17 protein-coding genes, 8 tRNA genes, 2 rRNA genes and 1 pseudogene are annotated in these 22737 nt (G+C 40.0%); 2 read left to right on the forward strand and 26 right to left on the reverse strand.

Annotation, left to right across the window (positions count from 1 at the left end; genetic code table 11):
* Positions 1–146 precede the first annotated feature (146 nt).
* The 6 genes and pseudogenes from NSQ91_RS25325 to NSQ91_RS25350 all read right to left on the reverse strand — a co-directional run bounded on the left by NSQ91_RS25325 (position 147) and on the right by NSQ91_RS25350 (position 4175).
* On the reverse strand, positions 147–1154 hold the full coding sequence (locus tag NSQ91_RS25325; RefSeq protein ID WP_076304234.1) for a FecCD family ABC transporter permease: 1008 nt from the start codon (positions 1152–1154) through the stop codon (positions 147–149).
* Positions 1151–2200 carry a FecCD family ABC transporter permease gene (locus NSQ91_RS25330; protein ID WP_081391846.1) on the reverse strand — a complete coding sequence of 350 codons (1050 nt, stop codon included), beginning with the start codon at positions 2198–2200 and terminating at the stop codon, positions 1151–1153. The genes NSQ91_RS25325 and NSQ91_RS25330 overlap by 4 nt, the downstream gene beginning before the upstream one ends.
* The gene (locus tag NSQ91_RS25335; RefSeq protein ID WP_256716500.1) at positions 2187–2876 is read right to left on the reverse strand and encodes an ABC transporter substrate-binding protein; all 690 of its coding nucleotides are present in this window, start codon (positions 2874–2876) and stop codon (positions 2187–2189) included. The genes NSQ91_RS25330 and NSQ91_RS25335 overlap by 14 nt, the downstream gene beginning before the upstream one ends.
* Before the next feature lie 30 nt (positions 2877–2906).
* A complete protein-coding gene (locus NSQ91_RS25340; protein WP_340920402.1) occupies positions 2907–3209 on the reverse strand; it encodes a hypothetical protein in 303 nt (100 codons plus the stop codon).
* Positions 3210–3374: 165 nt separating this feature from the next.
* Positions 3375–3461: pseudogene (locus NSQ91_RS25345) on the reverse strand (AraC family transcriptional regulator); the annotation flags it as partial.
* A 15-nt stretch (positions 3462–3476) separates the two neighbouring features.
* A complete protein-coding gene (locus tag NSQ91_RS25350) occupies positions 3477–4175 on the reverse strand; it encodes a helix-turn-helix domain-containing protein (protein WP_256716498.1) in 699 nt (232 codons plus the stop codon).
* A 652-nt stretch (positions 4176–4827) separates the two neighbouring features.
* Here NSQ91_RS25350 and NSQ91_RS25355 point away from each other — a divergent pair.
* On the forward strand, positions 4828–5169 hold the full coding sequence (locus NSQ91_RS25355) for a ParA family protein (RefSeq protein ID WP_076130415.1): 342 nt from the start codon (positions 4828–4830) through the stop codon (positions 5167–5169).
* A gap of 207 nt (positions 5170–5376) precedes the next feature.
* On the opposite strand, the gene NSQ91_RS25360 is transcribed toward NSQ91_RS25355, so the two are convergent.
* The 6 genes from NSQ91_RS25360 to NSQ91_RS25385 form a co-directional block, all read right to left on the reverse strand.
* On the reverse strand, positions 5377–6534 hold the full coding sequence (locus tag NSQ91_RS25360; protein ID WP_143762761.1) for a hypothetical protein: 1158 nt from the start codon (positions 6532–6534) through the stop codon (positions 5377–5379).
* A gap of 71 nt (positions 6535–6605) precedes the next feature.
* Positions 6606–7751 (reverse strand): hypothetical protein, encoded by a 1146-nt coding sequence (locus tag NSQ91_RS25365; RefSeq protein WP_036687476.1) that lies wholly within the window; start codon positions 7749–7751, stop codon positions 6606–6608.
* Between the two features lie 18 nt (positions 7752–7769).
* A complete protein-coding gene (locus NSQ91_RS25370) occupies positions 7770–8978 on the reverse strand; it encodes an ABC transporter permease (RefSeq protein ID WP_036687475.1) in 1209 nt (402 codons plus the stop codon).
* A complete protein-coding gene (locus tag NSQ91_RS25375; RefSeq protein ID WP_036687473.1) occupies positions 8971–9834 on the reverse strand; it encodes an ABC transporter ATP-binding protein in 864 nt (287 codons plus the stop codon). Before NSQ91_RS25375 ends, NSQ91_RS25370 begins: the two co-directional genes overlap by 8 nt.
* Positions 9824–10492, reverse strand: a complete 669-nt coding sequence (locus NSQ91_RS25380) for a hypothetical protein (protein ID WP_036687472.1) — start codon at positions 10490–10492, stop codon at positions 9824–9826. Before NSQ91_RS25380 ends, NSQ91_RS25375 begins: the two co-directional genes overlap by 11 nt.
* A gap of 43 nt (positions 10493–10535) precedes the next feature.
* Positions 10536–11471, reverse strand: coding sequence for a D-alanyl-D-alanine carboxypeptidase family protein (locus NSQ91_RS25385; protein ID WP_036687470.1), 936 nt, complete (start codon positions 11469–11471; stop codon positions 10536–10538).
* 404 nt (positions 11472–11875) lie between these two features.
* Here NSQ91_RS25385 and NSQ91_RS25390 point away from each other — a divergent pair, with 404 nt between their 5' ends.
* Complete coding sequence (locus tag NSQ91_RS25390; protein ID WP_051491512.1) at positions 11876–12229, forward strand: BlaI/MecI/CopY family transcriptional regulator; 354 nt, start codon at positions 11876–11878, stop codon at positions 12227–12229.
* Positions 12230–12455: 226 nt separating this feature from the next.
* Here NSQ91_RS25390 and NSQ91_RS25395 read toward each other — a convergent pair whose 3' ends face one another.
* The 14 genes from NSQ91_RS25395 to NSQ91_RS25460 form a co-directional block, all read right to left on the reverse strand.
* Positions 12456–14309 (reverse strand): ATP-binding cassette domain-containing protein, encoded by a 1854-nt coding sequence (locus NSQ91_RS25395; RefSeq protein ID WP_036687469.1) that lies wholly within the window; start codon positions 14307–14309, stop codon positions 12456–12458.
* Between the two features lie 331 nt (positions 14310–14640).
* On the reverse strand, positions 14641–14829 hold the full coding sequence (locus NSQ91_RS25400; protein ID WP_036687467.1) for a hypothetical protein: 189 nt from the start codon (positions 14827–14829) through the stop codon (positions 14641–14643).
* 69 nt (positions 14830–14898) lie between these two features.
* Complete coding sequence (locus tag NSQ91_RS25405) at positions 14899–16443, reverse strand: radical SAM/SPASM domain-containing protein (RefSeq protein WP_076130852.1); 1545 nt, start codon at positions 16441–16443, stop codon at positions 14899–14901.
* A gap of 684 nt (positions 16444–17127) precedes the next feature.
* Complete coding sequence (locus tag NSQ91_RS25410) at positions 17128–17697, reverse strand: RNA polymerase sigma factor (RefSeq protein ID WP_036687464.1); 570 nt, start codon at positions 17695–17697, stop codon at positions 17128–17130.
* Between the two features lie 200 nt (positions 17698–17897).
* Positions 17898–17976: transfer RNA gene (locus tag NSQ91_RS25415), tRNA-Leu, on the reverse strand.
* A gap of 19 nt (positions 17977–17995) precedes the next feature.
* Positions 17996–18072, reverse strand: a tRNA-Arg gene (locus NSQ91_RS25420).
* Between the two features lie 10 nt (positions 18073–18082).
* Positions 18083–18157, reverse strand: a tRNA-Gly gene (locus NSQ91_RS25425).
* A gap of 36 nt (positions 18158–18193) precedes the next feature.
* Positions 18194–18266: transfer RNA gene (locus NSQ91_RS25430), tRNA-Lys, on the reverse strand.
* A 14-nt stretch (positions 18267–18280) separates the two neighbouring features.
* A tRNA-Asp gene (locus tag NSQ91_RS25435) sits at positions 18281–18358 on the reverse strand.
* A gap of 25 nt (positions 18359–18383) precedes the next feature.
* Positions 18384–18460: transfer RNA gene (locus NSQ91_RS25440), tRNA-Met, on the reverse strand.
* 90 nt (positions 18461–18550) lie between these two features.
* Positions 18551–18626 (reverse strand) — tRNA-Val (locus NSQ91_RS25445).
* Positions 18627–18715: 89 nt separating this feature from the next.
* Positions 18716–18790: transfer RNA gene (locus NSQ91_RS25450), tRNA-Glu, on the reverse strand.
* A 620-nt stretch (positions 18791–19410) separates the two neighbouring features.
* Positions 19411–19527, reverse strand: a 5S ribosomal RNA gene (gene rrf / locus NSQ91_RS25455).
* A 146-nt stretch (positions 19528–19673) separates the two neighbouring features.
* Positions 19674–22599, reverse strand: a 23S ribosomal RNA gene (locus NSQ91_RS25460).
* Positions 22600–22737 lie beyond the last annotated feature (138 nt).

Consider the following 22737-nt stretch of genomic DNA (forward strand, 5'->3'; position numbering starts at 1 on the left):
GATAGGAGAAAGGGGATTTTTTTATATTTATCAAACTTTTCTGGAATTTAATAAGCTCTGAAAATGAAAAAGGTCTATAAAATCGCTTATTAAGCAATCTTATAGACCTTTTTAGTATACGGTGAGAGGCTCGAACCTATCGATATTTATTTTGAACGCATCAATAGATATAGGAAGTAAGGCACACTCAGCATTGTTACAATAATTCCTGCGGGAATATCTGACTTAAAGCTGACCGTTCGAGCAATCGTATCCGCTACAAGCAGCAATAGCGCACCAATAAGCGCTGAAGTAGGTAGAAGCACTTTGTAGTCATGACCTACCAGCTTGCGAGCCACATGCGGACTAATCAATCCAATAAAGAAGATCGAGCCCCCGAGCGCTACACAGCCAGAAGCTATGCCTACAGCCGCAATCGCCAAGCGCAAAAATTTCTTCTTTACAGCGACTCCTAATCCTATCGAAATTTCGTTGCCTAGCACCAAGACGTTCAATGTCCTGAAACTAGAAAGAATATATGCGAATAGCAGCAATACCCAAGGTGCCAACAAGCTGATATAAGACCACTTGTCACCCCATAAATATCCTGCTTGCCAACGCTGCGCAAACTCATACTTCTGGTCATCAAGCTTTAAAGTCAGGAATAGCGATAGCGCACTAAACCCCATATTGATCGCAACACCAGTCAAGACAAGTCGTGTAGAAGAAATCATACGACGTTTTCTATAGGCTAGAACATAGATCAGAGTTGCTGCCAGCAGACCACCTAAGAATGCCATAGACGGCAGTAATAATGTTATAGCGGCGCCTTGAATGCTTACCGTTGAGATAATCAGCAACACCATAAGACCTGAACCTGAGCTAATACCAAGCATGCCGGGATCAGCCAGATCATTGCGCAGCAAAGCCTGCATAACTGCACCTGCCAGTGCCATCCCAAATCCAACAAGTATCGCTAATACGATCCGAGGAAGACGAAACTTATAAACAACGAGATTATGCTCCTCTGGACCTTGTCCAAGCAATACTTGAAATACTTCAAGTGGATTGAGGGACACCTTTCCCATATTAAGACTAAGAATAGCTCCTGCAATAAGCAGTATTAAAAGAGATAGAATCCATATTGTAGCCTTATGCGATTTAACAACATTCATTTGAAGGCTCTCCTCTCTTTGCTCGCAATTAGCAAGAAGAAAGGAACACCAATCATTGCAAAAATAATGCCCAGTGCTGTCTCTGCCGGACGATTAATCAGCCTTCCTGCGATATCCGCTACAACCATAAGTGCGCCGCCGTAAATGGCTGATGCCGGAATAATATAACGATAATCTACCCCTACAAAAAAACGCATAATATGCGGAATAATCAACCCTACAAAGCCGATTGGCCCTACAAGTGCAACAGCTACACCCGCTAGTAAAAGGACCGCAAGCGTAGCTAGCATCTTAACGAGAACGATCCGTTGCCCGAAGCCTTTCGCAATCTCTTCCCCCAAGTTTAAAACAGTGATAGAGCGTGCAATGAATAGTGACAAAGCCAGTCCACCTAAGAACCAAGGTATAACTAGCCTAATTTCCACCCATGTTGCTCCAGCCACACTACCCGAAGTCCAATAAGCAAGGGCACGACCAATTCCATAGTTTAATGAGATAAATGACCCCACAGCTCCAAATAGCATTGTAATTGATATTCCAGCTAGCACCAGTCGTTGAGGTGTCATTCCTGAACGATTCAATGAAGCGGCAAGATACGTTAATCCTGCTCCAAGTCCTGCGCCAATAAAGCTAACCAGCAAGGTTGTTGTCTGCAGTTGCCCTGGAAGAAAAACCAGTGTAACGGCCATTGCAAGAGCTGCTCCTGCATTTACTCCCATTAATCCGGAATCTGCTAAGGGATTTCGCGTATAGCCCTGCATAACCGCTCCTGCTACCGCGAGACACATACCTGCAATAATATCAGCTGCTGTACGCGGAATTCGAAGGGCATGAATAATCTGATGTTCGGTCAGTTCAGGATCAAAATTAAAAATCGCTGTCCATGCCATTTTCAGGCTCATGGAAGCAGAGCCAAATGAGATAGAAGCTGCTACTGAAAGTAGCAGCAGCAGTATCCCTAGGAGTAGAAACAGACCGAAATACGATTTCCCTCTTAAATCAGGGATAACGGTTGTTCTATCATCTAGCTTTCTATTTTTTTTCATACGCTGACACTAGCTTCTCAACTACAAAATCTAGCTGCTTATCAAGAGAGTAGATATCGGAATAATATGAAAAATCAAACCCGATTTCGATCAATCTACCTTCTTTGATTGCTGGAATGCTGTTCCAAATTGGATTGTCTGACAAATCATCAGCCCCATCCCATACAGAGCGGAACACGAAGTCTCCTATATACTCAGGTAACACCTCTAAGGAAACAAACCCTCCAGTAGCCTTCTCTCTGCCATCAATCTTTTTCTGAAGAATCTCTGGTGCTTTTAGCCCTAAATATTCATAAATGATCTGAGAGCCCCTTCCATAAAGCTTGCTATCGATCACCGCCATCTCTTTTTTGCCGCCTTCGATAATGGTTACTGTCTTATCCAAAATTCCAAGTTCATCAAGCTGCTGCTTGCTCTTCTCCAACTTCTCGTGGAAATTATCTAATAGAGCTTGTGCCTCCTGCTCCTTGCCAAATACCTCGCCAATCTTCATTACACGTTCATCCGTCGCCATTTTTTCATAAGGAATTGGAACGGTCGGTGCAATATCCTTAAGGATTTCGTAAGTTTCTTCAGAAGCAGCTATGATCAAGTCCGGCTTTACTGCCATAATAGCCTCTGGATTAGGCTCATACCATGAACCTAGATCTTCAATCCCCCCCAAGCTCTTCTGCAAAGGCCGCTCCTTCAAAGACACTCGAAGTCCCTACTGGCTTAATGCCAAGGCCACAAGATCCCCTTGAAGGTATAACACGACAACCCTCTTTGGATTAGCTGGAACAACAATATCTCCCTTTATTGTAGAGATAGTTCTTGTCTGAGCATCCTTATTGGCATTGTCAGCTGCAGTTGAATTATTTGCTGGTGATGATGATGTAACTTCAGAAGCTTTGGATCCATTAGAATTTGTGACATTAGAACCAACACTTGCAGATCCACATGCACTTAATAGCAAGGTAAAGCTAAGCAGCATCGCTACAATAAAACTTGACGTCTTTGTTAATCTCATAGGTGAAGACCCTCCGGTTATTTCATTATGGTAATAGTAATGATAATGATTATCATACTCAATAACATTATATCGGGAGGATATGTGCTCGCCAATGGAGAATTTGGCGGTGGTAAATGGACGATTGTCCGATGAGCTCACCTGCCTGCTTTCCTTGCGGAACCGGATGGGAGATTGACCATTGTATTTACTGCACATGCGACTGAAGTAATATACATCGTTATATCCAACTTCTTCTGCAATATCGCGAAGTGGAGCATCGGTACATCATAATAGCTCTTCTGCATGTTTAAGCCGGAATCGTATCAAATATTCAATCAAGCTAAACCCTGTCTCCCCTTTAAAGCGGGTTGATAAATGACGAGGGCTGTAATTAAATTGCTCCGCTATAGATTCTAGTGATAAATTATGACGATAATGCTCCTCAATATAACGGACAACCTGCCCAATGACATCCGGTTGCCTGAGGTTAATTCCATCCTTTGTAAACTGCTTTAATAATTCATGTATAAACTGATAGAACAAGCCTTTAACTTGAATTCTTTCCAATTGGCTTCCTTGTGCCCAAAGTTGTTCCATTGCCATTAGTTGATAGTGCAGTGGTAATGGCTCCAAAGACTCGAAGCTATACTGCATCCGAAATGGATTGCTGCGTTCTAAAAGTCTTGCTAAATCCTTTCTTCCTGGCAAGGAGGCTCTATAGAATAATAAATAGTATTCAAACAACTTCCCTGTCTCTATACTTAGTCTCATGCCCTTGCCACCATGCACAATAAAGTGACGGTCTGCGTCGTAATCTATGCCGTTGAGATTCAAGCTGGCCGTACCCCGCACACAGTAGATAAATCCACATGCTGGTAATACATAGCCTTGCAGCTTGTCCCCAGGCTTCATCACAGCATGTCGAATATCAAGTACTTTAACAGCGGCATAATTCCATGCGAAAATATGATCTTCCAGCCTCATCTTTGCAATACACTCCGATCTGCTCCACAATCTATTTGAATTAATTATATTTCACAATAAATGATAATGATTATCAATTAGTATTAGGTAGTTCCTCTATTTTGTCAATCGCTGTTTAGTATCATGATTGCTTATAGCTTTCGAAATGGAGCTTCCTCAGGAATGCCTCTATCTCATTCACATATCCGCTTACATTAATCTTCCTCAGTACAACTAAGTACAATTTCTTATTCACACTTGAAGGATGTATCAAAAGTTTTCCGGCACAGGCATGAACGGAATTGTAAAAAAACAAACAAAAAAGTTCATCAGATATAGTATCTAATGAACTTTGAGTTGATTTAGTTGGTACCGGTGAGAGGACTCGAACCTCCACGGTTTCCCTCTCGATTTTGAGTCGCTCATGCTATCGGGAAGATAGCAGAAACTAAGTCAAAGAAAAGGAATCTAAAGCCCGCGAAAATCCTTGTAAGATCAAGTTTTTTGCGGGTTCTTTCGTTAGATTTAAACGCCGCAAGGCTTCCGAGAATCTTCTCAAATAGTAGTCGCTTTTGCACAAATGAGAGAACTCGGAGAGAACTATAACAGATCAGCCCGCTCCCTATCATTGACAGATAATATCGAAGCTTTGGCTTCAGGGAGGGGAATTGATATGAGAAAAACAACATTAAACACTATCGCTAATCAAAAAGGCAGTACAGGTAAAACCACCACCGCTTATAACCTGGCTTACGCCTTATATAATGAAGGAAAAAAGATATTACTGATTGATTTTGATCCTCAAGGGAATCTAACGATGTACTTTGGTATCGAACAACCTGATAAACTCCCTTACTCTATGTTCAACATCAAGAACGCGATGATGACGGACGAACCGCTTCCATCGCCCGATGAGTGCATTCATTCTCAAGGTAACATTGACCTGATTCCTAGCAACACTTGGCTTACTCAATATCAATGCTTTGGTAGCACTCAACTGCTCAGATCATTGTGAAGGTAAAGAAGCGAATCAATCCACATATTCGCATTGAGGGCGACTTGATGACCAGGTGCGACACCCGTACCAATTTATATAATGAAACCATTCGTCTAGTGAAAGTGTGGTGTATCATAGAAGTCAGTCGTCCGGCAAGTTTATTTTGATCAATGAAAATGGACTCTAGACTCCAAAGCGAGGAAAACTGTCGGCCTGTCTTTTACGTTATTCAAAAATAATTAAGTCATCTATCTCCCCTAACGCAAAATACAAGAATCCTTTGAATTTATCAATCGTAACATTCCGTAAAATATCAGCAAAATCTTCATAATCTTTTATTACTTGAAAATTATTAAAGTAAACTTTATTCAATATCTCTGCTTCGCATTCACTTCGACTTATTGGACTAAATCTATTACTGTATACATTTATCCTTAACTCCTCTTTTAACTCGTGGAAATTTACACTTTCAAGCATGAAATTTATTATCTGTTCCACATCTATGGTTATCTTATTTGGAGTCTCGTAAATATCATTGCTGCTCGTTAATTCAAATATATAGTAAATTCTAGTAGAGTCCTCATTACTAAAAAATATAATTTCAAATTTACAGTTATTTTTGACACCATAAGCTTTATCTAATAATTTGCAAATACTTATCAAGTACAATTCATTGAGAATCGTTTGTTCTTTGTTAAAAATCTTAGAAAAATAAGTACTAGAAAGTGCAACTTTTTTATCACTATTACAAAATAATTTAAATATTTGTACATCTATATATAAATTAGATGCTATCCGTTCCAGTTCTTTGTCATGGAATTCTTGCTTTTCCACACAACCTCTTCGCTTTGTTTTTTGAGGCAAGTCAGAAATAACAAACTCATTTTTTTCATGATTAAAAATGAAATATCTTAAATTTCCTGCTACATAAATACTACTTAAAGTCTCAAATAATTGGTCAACGTTCAAACTTTTTACGTCCTCAAGTAGGCCTATTGGTCGAGAAACAATATCTTTATTTAAAAAATGAATCATTACATTGATCTTTGCCACCTCATTGTGTTTCGATAGTATTTCTTCCTCGACCTCTCTAATGGCCATTAACATTAAGTCATAATATTCATTTTTATTATCTAATATCCTCCCCACATAGTTTTCAAATTCAAAGATAAGGTTTAAACCTACTTGGTACTTCGCATTGCTCCAACTATATAAGCAATAGCAGTAACTTGTTTGTCCTCTCAAATTACTTTCTTTCTCTGTGAAAAAATCTTTGAGCATCGCCAGTATAACAAAGTGCTCTAGAACGTGAGCTAAACCGTTGTTGCTAATACCATCTTTTTCTGATCCAGCTTCGCATAAAATAAAAAATGAATACATCATCTACCTTCTTTCCGAACTTCACTTCATTTTTTTATCCTTGATGTGTTTTAACTTTATGCGTAATGCTCAATCTAAGAAGTAAACCTCATTTTATTAATCCATCTTGGCAAAAATAGTAGGAGTATAAATAAAACTGCAACAGTAATGGAAGGAACGGCAATAATTCTAGAAATACCTCCATAGGGTTCAAAACTTGTGTAATAGCTATTGAACTTGGCTATCTGCATGGGCAGAAAATTGCCCACATAATGTTTCAGAAAGAATACCTCGCTCATCTGAATGGCGTAAGATATGGCTATGGTGAATAGTAACAGGGCGTAGCCAGTATAAATCTGTGTGACTAATACGCTGATCAATAAAGTAATCCCTGTCATCAGTGAGATTGCCACATATCCAATAACCAGGTTGATTAAAAACTGCTCGAAATAATTCACCGCAACCATTGATAAAAAAAATTGTGGACTACTTTGTATAGGCAAATCCGCTCCTTGTAAACCGTACATAAAGAATATAGGCGTAATGTAAATCGCTACCGCCGTCAGATAAAGCAATAAAGAGAGCTGGAAGGCGTTGATAATCCGTATCCTACTCAGCTTACGTTTTCCAAACCTCGTGGATTTGACCAGTCCGTCCACGCCCAAGGTCTCGTCTTCATTAAAAATTGGGACCAGTAGAATGGAAATGAGAACCAGGACAATAAAAACACACTGGCTCATCCCTGAGTTAACGTTCTTCCATCCCTCGGCATAACCCATCCGGATAGGTTCGGAGAGAGAAGCCGCTGCAAAATTCCCGTTGCTGATTCCTTCCCTAGAACTCCCCGCTTCCTTCTGTGCACTTTTGATGATGTCTGCCCTGTCCTGATAAAATTGTTCTGCTGAGACATCCCGTATTCCAGTCCAGTTCCAGCCATACACTTGGATAAGCATATCCAAGGCTGGCAAATCTGCAACATCCGCTTTATTCCTGTCTTCTGGTAGGCTAAGTTCTCTGTATTTTTCCAAAATTTTATTAATCTCAACTTCATCCAATACCTCCGGTTGATAGAAATACCGGTATTCCGTCCCATCTGTTACCTCATATCTTGCCTGATTTAAATAACCTGTTTTGATGGTGTCTAAGTTGTAAAAGGTAAGTATCAGAAACAATGCCAACAAAAAACCGAATATGTTTATGTTTAGGATTTTACTTCTGTTTACTTTTGATAAATAGCTCATGATTTCACCTACCTTCCTCTACTGTAAATAATATCTTCTCATCCATATAGAGATACCGATTCGAGATAAGAGAATGTACACAGTACCCAGAAACAGGGCGACAAAAACATAAGGAAATACAGTATTACCCACAAAATATAATTTCTCTATGCCTATAAGATTATTGATAAAGTTCTGAGGCATGAAGACCATCACTTTTTCAGTCAGCGCCCCCCTCCCCATCTGATAAGTATTTACGAGATAAAAATAAATCAGTGAAAGTGCTAATACCAGTTTCCCTCTTTTAAAAACCACGGACAAAAACAGGATAAGATGCGTCACGACAAGTGTGGAAAAGTATCCCATGGAAATATAGAGTAACCCCTCTTGAAGCTGATTCATAGAATAAAATGTAACTGTTCCGATTTGAACCGAAGAGTCCCAGCCGTGCAGCGTATACACTGCGGTAATAAACAGCAGTATGATCGCAATATACACAAAATAGGCTATCGTAGAAAACACACAAGCGGCACCAAGCTTGTAGCTGAGCAGCCTCCTCCTGCTCTCCTTGGTGGATAAGGTCACCTTGTCAATTCCTTTGCTGCTGTTTTTGGAGAATCCCTCGCATAGGATAAAGGCCAAGAACATAAAGAAAAGGTAGATCGTATTTAATAAACCTATTTTCAGGTACTCCCAGCCACTATCGTATTTGAATAAAAATGGGGTGGGTACTTTTTGCATTTTCTGGGATATGATTTCGATTTGTTTCTCTGTATAAGGAAATAGATTTTGTTCAGTGGATAAATATTCGGTAAAACTGCCCTTCCAATCTACATAAAAATTGGAGAGTTGCTCATCCGTTAAATTTAAGCTGTTATCGAGAACACGGTACTTTATATATGGAAAGTTCAGTTCCCAGTTCAGCGCATCGTGAGGAAAAGTTAATCTTTTTCCCAACTTGCGATCTGTATCTACTTCGCCTTCAATATAAGGTTTGTCCACGCTGTTTTCGTAGTTTTGTTTCATTTGTAATAAATAATCCGTCGTCATCGTGCCCTCAACCGTGCGCTCCCTTAAAATTTTCCAGCCTCCAAGACCGCTATGTATGGTTCCCTCATCATCCAAGACATCTATACTCTTGGCGGTTTGAATCCAGGGGATCAGAATAATAGTGAGAAAGAGTAGGCTGATAATTACTGTATTTTTATTTAATATTTTTTTCAGTTCTAATGGAATGAAATTACGCATGGCTCCCACTCCCTAAGTAGATGTAGTAATCTTCCAGCGTGGGCTCGCATACGATTGCGCCTGATTCCTTTTCTCCCAAGTAACGGACATTAACAACGTTTTCTTCCTGCCGGATCCGTACGATCAGGTGCTCCTTTTTAAAGGAGGCCAGTCGCTCTCTGTCCATCTCCTCAGTAAATACTTTTCCTTTAATCCCGGATAACATCTTTTGCACATTACCTTGCTCTTTAATTTTCCCCTGATTTAGGATGATCACATTGGTGGTAATTGCTTCGATATCCGAAATAATGTGGGTAGAAAACAAGATGATCTTGTCCTGTCCCATTTCGCTTATGATATTTGAAAAACGGATTCGCTCATGGGGGTCAAGCCCAGCGGTGGGCTCGTCAAAAATTAATATCTTCGGATCGTTAATAATGGCTTGGGCAATGCCCACCCGCCTTTTCATCCCTCCGGAAAAGGTTTTGACCTTTTTATTAGCAACATTCTCCAGGTTGACAAACTGTAATACCTCTGGAACTTTGTGCTTCAGTTCTTTTTTTGACAACCCCTTCAGTGCTCCCATATATTCCAGATATTCTGTTGCTGTAAACGCGGAATAAACCTCGAAGTCCTGGGGAATATATCCCACAAGATTCCGGTAGTCGTCGTTCATATGGAAGATATCCTTGCCGTTAAAGGTAACCTTACCACTAGTTTGATGGTCAATTGCCACAAGAATTCTCATCAAGGTGCTTTTCCCTGCCCCATTATCTCCCAAAAGCCCATACACACCTTCAGGCAATGTAAAATTTAGTTCACTGATTGCCCGTTTCATTCCAAATGTTCTTGTTAAATTCTCCGCTTTAATTTCCATCGCTAATTTCCTCTCTCAATTGATATACGTCTCCTTCCGAGAGAACTTGCCATTCTTCTCCCGTAGACTTTCTACCTAACAGGAGGTTGGTATATTCTCCGTCCAGCTTTTTCACTTCCCATGCGAACAAATTTTCATTTTCGAATCCTGCTATGATACCTGTTTTTTCTTCCTTGTATAGAATATTTTGGATTCTCGGATCATCAGTGTTTCCCCTAGTGCCATTGTCCGCTGGTTCGGGAAACCGATCTGAATTTTCTCTCATGTATGCATCAACTGTTTTGTAGATGCCTGTTATATCCTCGATAGAAAGAGATGGAACTTCTATTGTTGGCCTAATTGAAGACTCTTTTCTTCCTTGCTCCCGATAAGTTCTTTCATTTTTTTTCCTCCCTTCATCAAGACGTTTGTCCAAAGCAATATCCTCAAAAGTCCTTTTATCATCTAGCGTTGCATCCTTTGGAGATTCCTCATTGCCCGGATTCTTATTCTCTGACTTTACATCCTTCGGATTATTATCTAAGGTAATTAAATCCTCTGAGATGGTTTTATCATCCTGTATGCTTGCATATTCTGAGTAGCTGCTTTGATTTTGGAAGTAGAGGCTTCCTCCAATCAAAATGGTTATAGTTAATACAAACATTAAGATTTTTTTCACTAAGACACCTCCATTTTTAATATGTAATTCTACATTTTATCGTTTATTTCAACTGACTTAATTTTCCGTATAAATTTAAAGTATCCCTAATCTGAGCCTGATCTGGATGACTAATGTCCTTTAATGGCGCCCCCATGACGATGATTATATACTCACGGTTATTCACTAACCCAAGTGTTGCCCAACATTGTCCAGCAGCAGATGTAGTTCCCGATTTACCTCCAATAATTTTGAAGCCGATTTGCTGATCTTCATTAAGGTACTTCAGTACCGTCGATTCTAACTGAATCCCTTCTGGATGGTCTGTTGTTGATGTCGTCAGGTATGTCTCTTGAGTAAACATCTTTTTAAAATCCTCGTTCGCTAATGCATAATCCAAAAGCTTTCCCACGTCTGAAGCGGTTGTATACTGATTGTCATCATGAAGGCCCTCAGGACTAGTGAAATGTGTACCATTTAAGCTGAATTCAGCGGCTTTATCATTCATCATCAAAACAAAATTTTCCACACTTCCCGCAACATGGACAGCTAAAGTGTTTGCCGCTTCACCACCAGAAGTGAGAAGCGTCCCATATAACAAGTCTTGGTAGGTAACCTCCTCATCTTCGCGAAATCCGGCCATAGAAGAGTTACTTGCAAGAAGCTCACCGAACGTTCTCCGGTCTACCGGCGCGATTACAGATAAGTCATCAACATGCTCAAGGGTGACAATTGCGGTCATAATTTTTGTCAGTGAAGCAGGATAAACCTTGGCTCCCGCACTTTCTTCGTAAATGGCTTGATCAGACTCTCTGTCATAGACATAAATATATGGACTGGCATAAGTGTTCTGTCCAAAGAATGGCAAGACCTTTTGTGAATCTAAATTCAGTTTACTTGCTGTTCCTATTAGCACTCCGAGAAGAACAATTGTGAATACTGATATTCTTACTAACTTGGGTTTCCTGTTCTTTAGCTTGCTACGTTCACCTTTCTCCATTTCCATTTTCTCCCTATTCTTCTTGGTACAAAGTATAGATTCAATACCTTAAAAATCTAGGTGTGTAGATCTTAAATTTTTCTTAAATAAATGGTTTGTGCTTTACTATTCTTCTCTACTTCATTAGTATCCAGCCGTACACGAACTTCAACCGAGCGTTATATATAAAATGTTTCAAATAAATAGTGACATCAAAAAAATATCATCTAAATATTTTACTGCAATGTTGGTATTGCCTAACGTTGATTCTTTCTTTGTAAATCACTCATATATCCCTTAATATGCTCCAATAACAAACCAGTAAATTTTAAGAATAAAAAAATATGATGTCACTATTTTAAGATTGATATATTGCAATTTAGCAATTATAATAAACACAACCTACTATATGAAAGGTGAATGAAATGAAAAAACTGCCTAGAATCAGTCAAAAAGAACAAGATGTGTTATTGGTTTTTTGGCGAGATGGCGGAAATTTAACCGCATCAGCCATCGCAGATAAAGGGGATGGATTGGGTATTAATACCGTTCAAGCAGCGGTTCGGAATTTATTGAAAAAGGAATATATTGAAATTTCTGACATTGTATATAGTGGCACCGTACTAACAAGAAGTTATAAGCCTGTTATAAGTGCAGAACAATATGCTGCATATCAGTTGCAAATTTTAAAAATAAATGCTAAGAATTTTTCAGTATCGAACTTTGTAGAACATTTTAAAGAAAATAATGAGTTAGATTGTTTAAAAGAATTGAAGTAGTTATATAAATCCAAGTTTAATCTCACCGTAGTTAAAGATAAAATTCATATAGGACGAGTATGAAAACTGAAAAATTAAGTATGTCAAGCATTTTGTTGATATATTATATAGACATCTGTTTATTCCTTCTTCGAGAATTACAACAATACAGGAGTATCAGATGTTTTTCCATTTTCACCTTTTGGACACTTTGTCAAGCACTGATTACTGCTTTGAGCTCTTTATATTATTTCAACAACTCACCTGCAAGAGCAGGCTCTTTAATGAATCCTTTATAGTTGTCTGCTTGAATGTCATACAGCTCCGCATATATTTTATTATTGCTAATCAGAAAATCATGATCACCCACAGCGTCTACTTTTCCTTCGTGTATTACAATTATTTGATCAATATTTTTTATATTAGTGAATCTATGAGTAATAATTATATTAATCCTCTCTGTTTTTTTATTTACCATATTTTCAAAGACTTCACTTTCTGTCTTAGCATCTAAAGCTGCTGTTGGTTCATCAAATACCATAACGTCTGCTTCCCGGACGAAACTTCTTGAGATAGCAAGTCTTTGCCATTGTCCTGTTGAAATATCCTCACTATTTTCCCATCCAATCAATAAATTTGTATCAAATTTCCTATTTAATTCATTAATAAAATCATGTGCTTGACCTAAGACGGAAGCTTCTATTATAACTGGCATATTGTTAATATTATCAACCATTGAAATTCCAATATTTTCTCTTATTGTAAGCGGAAACTTCACAAAATCCTGGAACATCGCGCTCATTTTCTCAAAATAGGCTTTCTTGTCGTACATAGTTCTATTAATGCCATTGATTAATATCTCGCCTTTTGTTGGTGCATATAACCCTAAAATGATCTTGATCAACGTAGTTTTTCCACTTCCGTTATATCCGACAACTGCATAATCAAATCCCTTTTTTAATGTCAAATTTATATCTTCTAATATATGGTTACATGAGCTTGGATATTTAAAATAAACTCCTATAAACTCAATTGAATCCACGACAAAATCCTTTATTAAATCCTCCCTAACTTCCTCGCTTTTTATTGAATTTATTTTGTTTAACCTCTCAAAGCTCAATAAATACAAACAATTTTCATATAGTGTCAAAGCACAGCTTATTAAATTGATCAAAGCATTTTGCAGCTTGGTAGCAGTTTCAATACTCATTATGATCACACCGATTGACAGTTTACTCATAATACCATTAACAACTATAATTATTTTCAATAAATAGGTCAGTAAATGTTGAATAGAATCACCTACTGTAGATTTTATAGTCAAAGTTCTTTTTACATTTTTATCTTGCTCAATTATCTTTTCAAAAATATTATTAATGATATTCTGTATAAAAGATATGTTGGAAAATAATTTCATTTCTTTGAAATTTTCATATGTAACTATCATATCCTTTAAAGAACTATAGTACCTAGTTTTTTCATATCGTTTATCATATACTTCAAATAACTTTGACATAGATTTTAAATTAATTATTGTACTTGGGACTATTGATAGTATGATGATAATCACTATACTTATCTGGTAAGATGCCAATATACTTATTGTACCAACGAATAAAGTCATATTCATGATAATCTCAACAATGTTATTCAAAATACCTATACTTCTCACTGTTGACTCGTCATTTGTTTTTTGGATGTCATTATGTAGTCTTGGATCTTCGAAATCTTGCATTTCCATGCTGTCTACAATTTCAATAGTTTTATTTGTTATATACTTATCAACTAATACAGTATAAATTTCCTTTACATAATTTGTAGTTTTATTAATAATTAATTTTATTAGTACAATAATGAAATGAAGAAGAAAGAGATATATTATGATAATATAATCTTTGTTGTCATTTATTAAAAGAGAACCTATTTGATCTATTATATGCTGCCATACAATTAAGTTTATGATATCAGGTAAAGCCATAACAGAACTTAAAACTAAAATTAATATGAAGTATTTTTTTGAAGAGGCGAATAATACGCTTAGAGTAGTTTTTATAATAGCAAAGTAGTTACTAAAGTGTCTAAAATTGTTGAATTTCTTCATCTCAATTATCCTCCAGTATTAATTGTGTTCTAAGTACTAAGGACGTGACTAAACCCTGAAGAATAATGTGGTATGGATATTGTATTTCAATATAGGTCATAGCCTTCTGAAGAGTAACTCCAGTCTAACAACCTTAGATTTGAATACAACAGTGTCTTCGTCGGTATTGGACGAAGACACTGTTGTATTGTGAAACTCAATTTCTTGCCGCGTCGGAGTTATACGCGTTGTTTACAGAACCGACGCAAGAGCAATTACAATCAGGTTCTGAAATTTTATTTAACTGAATAGTTCGTTAATTGAGAATTACACATACTGCTGGTTTGTAAAACTAGTTTCTTGCTGCGTCTTGGTTAGCCGCTTCATTTACAGAACCGATGCAAGAGCATTGACAACCAGTTCCTGAAACCTTAGTAGCTGCTTGGTTCGCTAATTTAGAGTTACACACACATGGCGCACGAAAAGCTATGCTCTCATTGTCAATAGCTTGCTGTTGATATGGATTCATAATTTTCAGCATATTCTCACCTCCTTTCATTATGTATTTATCCAGGTTTAAATGAGAACAATTAAACCGAGAAATTAATTGTTATAAAAGAACATCTTCGTTAAAGATTGCTAATTGTTCCGGTGATGTCCTAAGTAAGTTGTGATAATTCCTTAAACTACGTTCTGTTGTACTTCTATAATATTCACACTCTGCAAGATCAGGTTCCCTGACTCCCGAAGAATCCATTCTGTCTACATAACAACTACTACAAAGTTTAGCAGCCCAACAATCAGAGCAAATATTTTCCCAAACTTCGGAAAATTCATAAACATATTTTTTATAAATCTTTTCCTCAATAATCCCTTGATTTATATTTCCTATTGAAGGACTGTTTCCTATCCTTTCACATGCGAGAAAATCGCCATCTGCGGAAACAAATAATCGTCGGGATCCAACAACACAACAACCGTTCATTGGCACAAAATTAGTAGCTCTTTTTGTTACGCTTCTTTTATGAATTCTATCAAGTGAATTAAAGATAGTTTGTTCTTTAATTTCTTCCAAATTGCTAGTAATACTGATTTGCTTATCCTGCCATTGTCGTAGCGATTGGTCATTATAATCGGAGCTTTTAAGCAATTCTTCAGGCACAGTACCAGGACCGGCATAACCTAATTGATATCGGAAATCTTCATGAGTAAAATCTAAATTTGTAAAAAAGTCATCTATTTGAGAAACCTTTTCTTCGCTAAACGGAGGCATGTACACCGCATTTGCACTTATGTGCATTTCCTTACCATTTTTTCTAGCTACACTATTTAATAATTTGAATTTCTTGAAAACGTCATCAAATGAGCCTGAGCCATTCTTATAGACTCGATACATATCATGTATTTCTTTGGGACCATCAATGCTACAAAGAATAGATAAATTGTCAACGGTAGAAAAATATTCAGCCATTTTGGGGGTTAATACAGACAAGTTAGTAGTAAAAGAAAATTGTATAGTCCTTCCTGCTAAAGCAACCTTCGAGTATTCAATAACTTCTTTTAATAGCTCGAATTCAAGTAAAGGCTCTCCACCGTAAAAAGTAATAGAAACTTCCTGCTGATCCCCATAAAGTTTCATGTAATCAATAGATTTAAGCGCCGTATCAGATGACATTCTTTTTGAAGTAAACGCCCGATTGTGAGGATACCCATCATGGTATATACAATAGCGACAACGCATGTTGCATTTTCCAGTTAATTCTAAAATGAGTTGCGTTGTCCCTGTATTCATTTCATTTTTTATATACTCTAGGGATATGTCATTATATAAGTGCTTAATTTTGAATCCTTTGAATAAATCCTCCTCATTAATTGAAGTCATTAATTCATCTACATTAACGTTGTGAGCATAAATATATTGATTTAATTCATCTAAGCTTTTATTAGAGGAAATTAACAATTCAAATAACTGAGCTATATCATTGTCAAGCATCACAACCTTACTTGTACCACTATCGTAGAAGTAGTAAAAGTTATGTTCAGAGAATATCTTCCCTATGGAAAGTGCTGTTTGTGCTGGTTTTTCTTTTTTGTATTCTTGGATGTAATTAAAGAGTTCTGAAAAGTTTTCGAAGTTATCTTTATATAGATCCATTTCATTACCTCCTGCCATTAAAATACAACTCTTGAATATTATTATAGTAACATATTAAAAAAATATCAACACATTAATTTTTTAATATGTTACTTTCGGTCTTACCACATCTAGGTTATGAAGTTTAGTAGGCGAAAACTCTACTTGATAAGACTAAACCGAGCCCCATATTTTAATAGACAACTTCGCATAGAAACCTGCAACACTCTAAATCAAAAAAGAGCAGCATAAGCGCTGCTCTTTTTTGCTAGGCTAGAATCGGAGTCTTAATACTTGAATTCATACGAATAGGAGTTTATTGTCTCCAGAACCGTACTATTTTCCACAAATTTTGTTATATGTACCACCCGGTAGGTATTCCCGGAATTGACATAGTTAAACCCGTTCGAAGCATGTGAGCCCATGCTCGAGAAAGACTAGGTCCAAGACTTCACATCAGACCATTGATTGCTGCTGTTTTACCTCTTTTGTAGGGTGAGAGTAATAGAAGTATCATAATCCGTATAAATCTTTATTGTTCTCCCACTCTCGATAGTCAGCGAAACAGATGTCACCGAGATATACTATAAAGGGTATTATTATCTTCTCCTGTACAGCAGGTTCAGCATATTCTACTCTCTAAGGTCATGCAAATAAAGATTTCTTCGTAATTCCCCTCTATTTTTTTCTTATTCAGATGTTTCTTCATACTCCACTTCCGCCATTCTTAAGAAGCAGCTTCATTGCTCTGCGCCTGGCTCTGGTCAAATAAGATCTAATATTCACCGCTTGGACATCCATAGAAGCAGCAAGCTTGTGATCACTCCATTCAAGAATGTACTTGTTATACAATAAAGTCTGATCCCGTTCTGATAACTCACTGAGTATCTTGGCAATCTCTGTGTAATCCTCCTTGAGGCTATACATCTCCTCGATGCTAGGCTGCTTGTCGGCTATTTGCTCTATACTGTCAGCGGTTATCCCTGAAGAGGTATGATTCAGATGTCTTTTGCGCTGCTTCGCATGATTAATACTAGTATTATGTACGGTATGGACCAGATAGGATACTTGTTTATGCAGGTCTAGGGAACGCAATAATGCGGCTTTACTGATTAGTCTGACGAAGGACTCCTGTATCATATCATCAACAACATCATAGTCCTGCAAGATCTCATAAGCCTTCTTTTTCATAATAGGATAATACCTATCGTATAGCTCTGTTAGAAATACAACATCCTCGTTAACTTCTACAGTAGATAGGATGGTGAAGAACATGAATATTCTCACTCCCTTTAATTTACATTATAATACATAATAATAGTTTATCCACCTTATTATGGAAGTGATGTATGATTCACAATATATGCTACTAGAAGCATTCAGCGAAACAAAAAGACCACTCTAAATAGCTATATTTAGAAAATAAAAAAAACTTGTAAAATTGCTGGAAGCAATCTTACAAGTTTTTTTCGATATACCGGTGAGAGGACTCGAACCTCCACGGTTTCCCTCTCGATTTTGAGTCGAGCGCGTCTGCCATTCCGCCACACCGGCAAAGTATTAAGTTAAAATATGGCGCGCCCTGAGAGATTCGAACTCCCGGCCTTTTGATTCGTAGTCAAACGCTCTATCCAGCTGAGCTAAGGGCGCAAAATTTATATGGAGCGGACGACGGGAATCGAACCCGCGACCCTCGCCTTGGCAAGGCGATGCTCTACCGCTGAGCCACGTCCGCACACGGTATGTATTGATGTCCGACTCACTAAAGAAGTGAGCCATGAAGGACTCGAACCTTCGACACCCTGATTAAAAGTCAGGTGCTCTACCAACTGAGCTAATGGCTCATAAAGCAAGAAAATGGCGGAACCGACGGGATTCGAACCCGCGGTCTCCTGCGTGACAGGCAGGCATGTTAGGCCAACTACACCACGGTTCCAGAAGAATAATTGCTTAATGAAAATTGGTTGCGGGGGCAGGATTTGAACCTGCGACCTTCGGGTTATGAGCCCGACGAGCTACCGGGCTGCTCCACCCCGCGTCAGTAAAAAAAGTATTAATTCCCTTGGATCCCCCGGAAAGTATCCGGAATCCTCAGTGAAGCATTAACTTCACTTTTGGGGATGTGTTATGGTGGAGGCTGAGGGGATCGAACCCCCGACCCTCTGCTTGTAAGGCAGATGCTCTCCCAGCTGAGCTAAGCCTCCATATAAAGAAGCAACTTAATTATCATAACATAATCAAATCTGTAATGCAACCATTTTTTCTAGAAGTCTGATGCTGTTTCAAGAAGAAGTGGTGACCCGTATGGGATTCGAACCCATGTTACCTCCGTGAAAGGGAGGTGTCTTAACCCCTTGACCAACGGGCCGTTTTAAAAACAAATTGTTTTGACAACAAAAAAGATTATATCATGTATTATTAAGTATAGCAATACCTAAACTAATTATTTTTCTTTTTACTCTTCCCTAGGTAATAGATTGATATGAAGCTTTTGAGCTATTATCTCAACGATTTCACCTATAGTTCTATCATTCGTGTCTAGATGCTGCTTAAATACCTCGTGATCAAGCCCTCTGATGCACCTGTCGATCTGCTGAGCAGCCCAAGAGTCTTTTCCTTCACTCTAATGCTTAATCTCTTAAGCAAGGTCTCTCGGGAGGCACACAAACTAAAATGATAAAGCTCTATACCTCCATCAATTAACTTGCCGATGATTTCCCTGCAATAATCCGGATTCACTAGGGTCATAGGTACGATAATTATTCCATCATATTCGCTAGCTATATTTTTCTTCGATAAATTTCATTTGCGGTTTCTGTCTTCGCTGGACCAAAAGCACCATTTATCCATATAATCATGATCATTTGCCTCCATGATACTAATTTTCATTCAAAAACCACTTCACAGTGATTGCCTATCCTTATAATAAGCTGCTAAATATCGTACAACAAAAAGACCACTGTCGATTACTCAACAGTGGTCTTGCGTGCTTGGCAACGTCCTACTCTCCCAGGACCCTTCGGTCCAAGTACCATCGGCGCTGGAGGGCTTAACGGTCGTGTTCGGGATGGGTACGTGTGGAACCCCTCCGCTATCGCCACCAAACGGGCATTTGCGGTACAAATGCATTATTCAGGTCTCAGCATCGCCAAATGCTGAAAACAAATTCATCATCATACAGTCACTTGGACTATATAAATCTGAGCTTGATGCCTGAAAACTGAATCCGAAACGAATCTGCATTCTACGTATAGGATAAGCCCTCGACCGATTAGTATTGGTCAGCTCCATGCATTGCTGCACTTCCACCTCCAACCTATCTACCTCGTCGTCTTCAAGGGGTCTTACTAATTGGGAAATCTCATCTTGAGGGGGGCTTCACGCTTAGATGCTTTCAGCGCTTATCCCGTCCGTACGTAGCTACCCAGCCATGCTCCTGGCGGAACAACTGGTGCACCAGCGGTACGTCCATCCCGGTCCTCTCGTACTAAGGACAGCTCCTCTCAAATTTCCTGCGCCCACGACAGATAGGGACCGAACTGTCTCACGACGTTCTGAACCCAGCTCGCGTACCGCTTTAATGGGCGAACAGCCCAACCCTTGGGACCTACTTCAGCCCCAGGATGCGATGAGCCGACATCGAGGTGCCAAACCTCCCCGTCGATGTGGACTCTTGGGGGAGATAAGCCTGTTATCCCCAGGGTAGCTTTTATCCGTTGAGCGATGGCCCTTCCATGCGGTACCACCGGATCACTAAGTCCGACTTTCGTCCCTGCTCGACTTGTAGGTCTCGCAGTCAAGCTCCCTTATGCCTTTGCACTCTGCGAATGATTTCCAACCATTCTGAGGGAACCTTGGAACGCCTCCGTTACTCTTTAGGAGGCGACCGCCCCAGTCAAACTGCCCGCCTGACACGGTCCCCGTACCCGGTAAGGGCACTAGGTTAGAACCTAGATACGATCAGGGTGGTATCCCAACGGCGCCTCCACCGAAGCTTGCGCTCCGATTTCTACGGCTCCCACCTATCCTGTACAGATCGTACCCAAATTCAATATCAAGCTGCAGTAAAGCTCCATGGGGTCTTTCCGTCTTGTCGCGGGTAACCTGCATCTTCACAGGTATTAAAATTTCACCGGATCTCTCGTTGAGACAGCGCCCAAGTCGTTACGCCATTCGTGCGGGTCAGAATTTACCTGACAAGGAATTTCGCTACCTTAGGACCGTTATAGTTACGGCCGCCGTTTACTGGGGCTTCGGTTCATAGCTTCGGGTTACCCCTAACCACTCCCCTTAACCTTCCAGCACCGGGCAGGCGTCAGCCCGTATACTTCGCCTTGCGGCTTCGCACAGACCTGTGTTTTTGCTAAACAGTCGCTTGGGCCTTTTCACTGCGGCCCCCTCGTGCTATTCACACTACCGGGGCACCCCTTCTCCCGAAGTTACGGGGTCATTTTGCCGAGTTCCTTAACGAGAGTTCTTCCGCGCGCCTTAGAATTCTCTTCTCGCCTACCTGTGTCGGTTTGCGGTACGGGCACCTTCTCCTGGCTAGAGGCTTTTCTTGGCAGTGTGAGATCATGACCTTCGCTACTACAATTTTCGCTCCCCATCACAGCCCAGCCTTATCGATGTGCGGATTTGCCTACACATCAGCCTCACTGCTTAGACGGACATCCATCAGTCCGCGTCACTACCCTCCTGCGTCACCCCATCGCTCATAGCGGATTACGGTGGTACAGTAATTTCAAACTGTTGTCCTTCGACTACGCCTTTCGGCCTCGCCTTAGGTCCCGACTTACCCTGAGCGGACGAGCCTTCCTCAGGAAACCTTGGGCTTTCGGCGGATCAGATTCTCACTGATCTTTTCGTTACTCATACCGGCATTCTCACTTGTGTAGTGTCCAGCGCTCTTTTCAGTACACCTTCAACCCCTACACAACGCTCCCCTACCCCAGATGCAAAGCATCTAGCCATAGCTTCGGTGGTGTGTTTAGCCCCGTTACATTTTCGGCGCAGAGTCACTCGACCAGTGAGCTATTACGCACTCTTTCAATGGTGGCTGCTTCTAAGCCAACATCCTGGTTGTCTGTGCAACTCCACATCCTTTCCCACTTAACACACACTTGGGGACCTTAGCTGATGGTCTGGGCTGTTTCCCTTTTGACAATGGATCTTAGCACTCACTGTCTGACTCCCGGCAATAAGTATATGGCATTCGGAGTTTGACTGAGCTTGGTAATCCTTGCGGACCCCGCACCCAATCAGTGCTCTACCTCCACTACTCTTATACCGAGGCTAGCCCTAAAGCTATTTCGGGGAGAACCAGCTATCTCCGAGTTCGATTGGAATTTCTCCGCTACCCCCACCTCATCCCCGCACTTTTCAACGTACGTGGGTTCGGGCCTCCAGTGCGTGTTACCGCACCTTCACCCTGGACAGGGGTAGATCACACGGTTTCGGGTCTACGTCCACATACTAAGTCGCCCTATTCAGACTCGCTTTCGCTGCGGCTCCACCTTCTCGGCTTAACCTTGCATGTTAAACGTAACTCGCCGGTTCATTCTACAAAAGGCACGCCATCACCCATAGATCGGGCTCTGACTTTTTGTAAGCACACGGTTTCAGGTTCTATTTCACTCCCCTTCCGGGGTGCTTTTCACCTTTCCCTCACGGTACTGTTTCACTATCGGTCGCCAGGTAGTATTTAGCCTTAGCAGATGGTCCTGCTGGATTCATACGGGGTTTCACGTGCCCCGCACTACTCGGGATCCGTCTCGGAGAGAACACAGTTTAGGTTACAGGGCTTTTACCTCTATCGCGGGCCTTTCCAGACCTCTTCACCTACCATATTCCTTTGTAACTCCATGTGAGACGTCCCACAACCCCTAAGAGCAAGCTCTTAGGTTTAGGCTGTTCCGCGTTCGCTCGCCGCTACTGACGGAATCACTATTGTTTTCTCTTCCTCAGGGTACTTAGATGTTTCAGTTCCCCTGGTCTGCCTCTACATTTCCTATGTATTCAGAAATGAGTAACTGCGAATTACCACAGCTGGGTTTCCCCATTCGGACACCCCCGGATCAAAGCTTGCTTACAGCTCCCCGAGGCAGTTTCGTTGTTCGCCACGTCCTTCGTCGGCTCCTGGCGCCTAGGCATCCTCCGTGTGCTCTTATTAGCTTAACCTTGATTTTTCCGCAGGAAAATATCATACGATGACATTCTCTTTGGAATCATCTCACTAATAACATTTACTTGTTTACACAAGTTGCTAAAAGATGTTCTAAAACGCAAATTCGTTTCGGTATCCAGTTTTCAAGGATC

The sequence above is a fragment of the Paenibacillus sp. FSL R7-0048 genome, from assembly GCF_038004505.1.
In the GTDB taxonomy this organism is placed as follows: Bacteria; Bacillota; Bacilli; order Paenibacillales; family Paenibacillaceae; genus Paenibacillus_AQ; species Paenibacillus_AQ odorifer.

What these genes read in the sequence shown, in the direction of transcription:
- NSQ91_RS25325 (WP_076304234.1), bottom strand. Translation starts at nt 1,154, where the DNA reads ATGAATGTTGTTAAATCGCATAAGGCTACAATATGGATTCTATCTCTT.
- NSQ91_RS25330 (WP_081391846.1), bottom strand. Translation starts at nt 2,200, where the DNA reads ATGAAAAAAAATAGAAAGCTAGATGATAGAACAACCGTTATCCCTGAT.
- NSQ91_RS25340 (WP_340920402.1), bottom strand. Translation starts at nt 3,209, where the DNA reads ATGAGATTAACAAAGACGTCAAGTTTTATTGTAGCGATGCTGCTTAGC.
- NSQ91_RS25350 (WP_256716498.1), bottom strand. Translation starts at nt 4,175, where the DNA reads ATGAGGCTGGAAGATCATATTTTCGCATGGAATTATGCCGCTGTTAAA.
- NSQ91_RS25355 (WP_076130415.1), top strand. Translation starts at nt 4,828, where the DNA reads ATGAGAAAAACAACATTAAACACTATCGCTAATCAAAAAGGCAGTACA.
- NSQ91_RS25360 (WP_143762761.1), bottom strand. Translation starts at nt 6,534, where the DNA reads ATGATGTATTCATTTTTTATTTTATGCGAAGCTGGATCAGAAAAAGAT.
- NSQ91_RS25365 (WP_036687476.1), bottom strand. Translation starts at nt 7,751, where the DNA reads ATGAGCTATTTATCAAAAGTAAACAGAAGTAAAATCCTAAACATAAAC.
- NSQ91_RS25370 (WP_036687475.1), bottom strand. Translation starts at nt 8,978, where the DNA reads ATGCGTAATTTCATTCCATTAGAACTGAAAAAAATATTAAATAAAAAT.
- NSQ91_RS25375 (WP_036687473.1), bottom strand. Translation starts at nt 9,834, where the DNA reads ATGGAAATTAAAGCGGAGAATTTAACAAGAACATTTGGAATGAAACGG.
- NSQ91_RS25385 (WP_036687470.1), bottom strand. Translation starts at nt 11,471, where the DNA reads ATGGAGAAAGGTGAACGTAGCAAGCTAAAGAACAGGAAACCCAAGTTA.
- NSQ91_RS25390 (WP_051491512.1), top strand. Translation starts at nt 11,876, where the DNA reads ATGAAAAAACTGCCTAGAATCAGTCAAAAAGAACAAGATGTGTTATTG.
- NSQ91_RS25395 (WP_036687469.1), bottom strand. Translation starts at nt 14,309, where the DNA reads ATGAAGAAATTCAACAATTTTAGACACTTTAGTAACTACTTTGCTATT.
- NSQ91_RS25400 (WP_036687467.1), bottom strand. Translation starts at nt 14,829, where the DNA reads ATGCTGAAAATTATGAATCCATATCAACAGCAAGCTATTGACAATGAG.
- NSQ91_RS25405 (WP_076130852.1), bottom strand. Translation starts at nt 16,443, where the DNA reads ATGGATCTATATAAAGATAACTTCGAAAACTTTTCAGAACTCTTTAAT.
- NSQ91_RS25410 (WP_036687464.1), bottom strand. Translation starts at nt 17,697, where the DNA reads ATGTTCTTCACCATCCTATCTACTGTAGAAGTTAACGAGGATGTTGTA.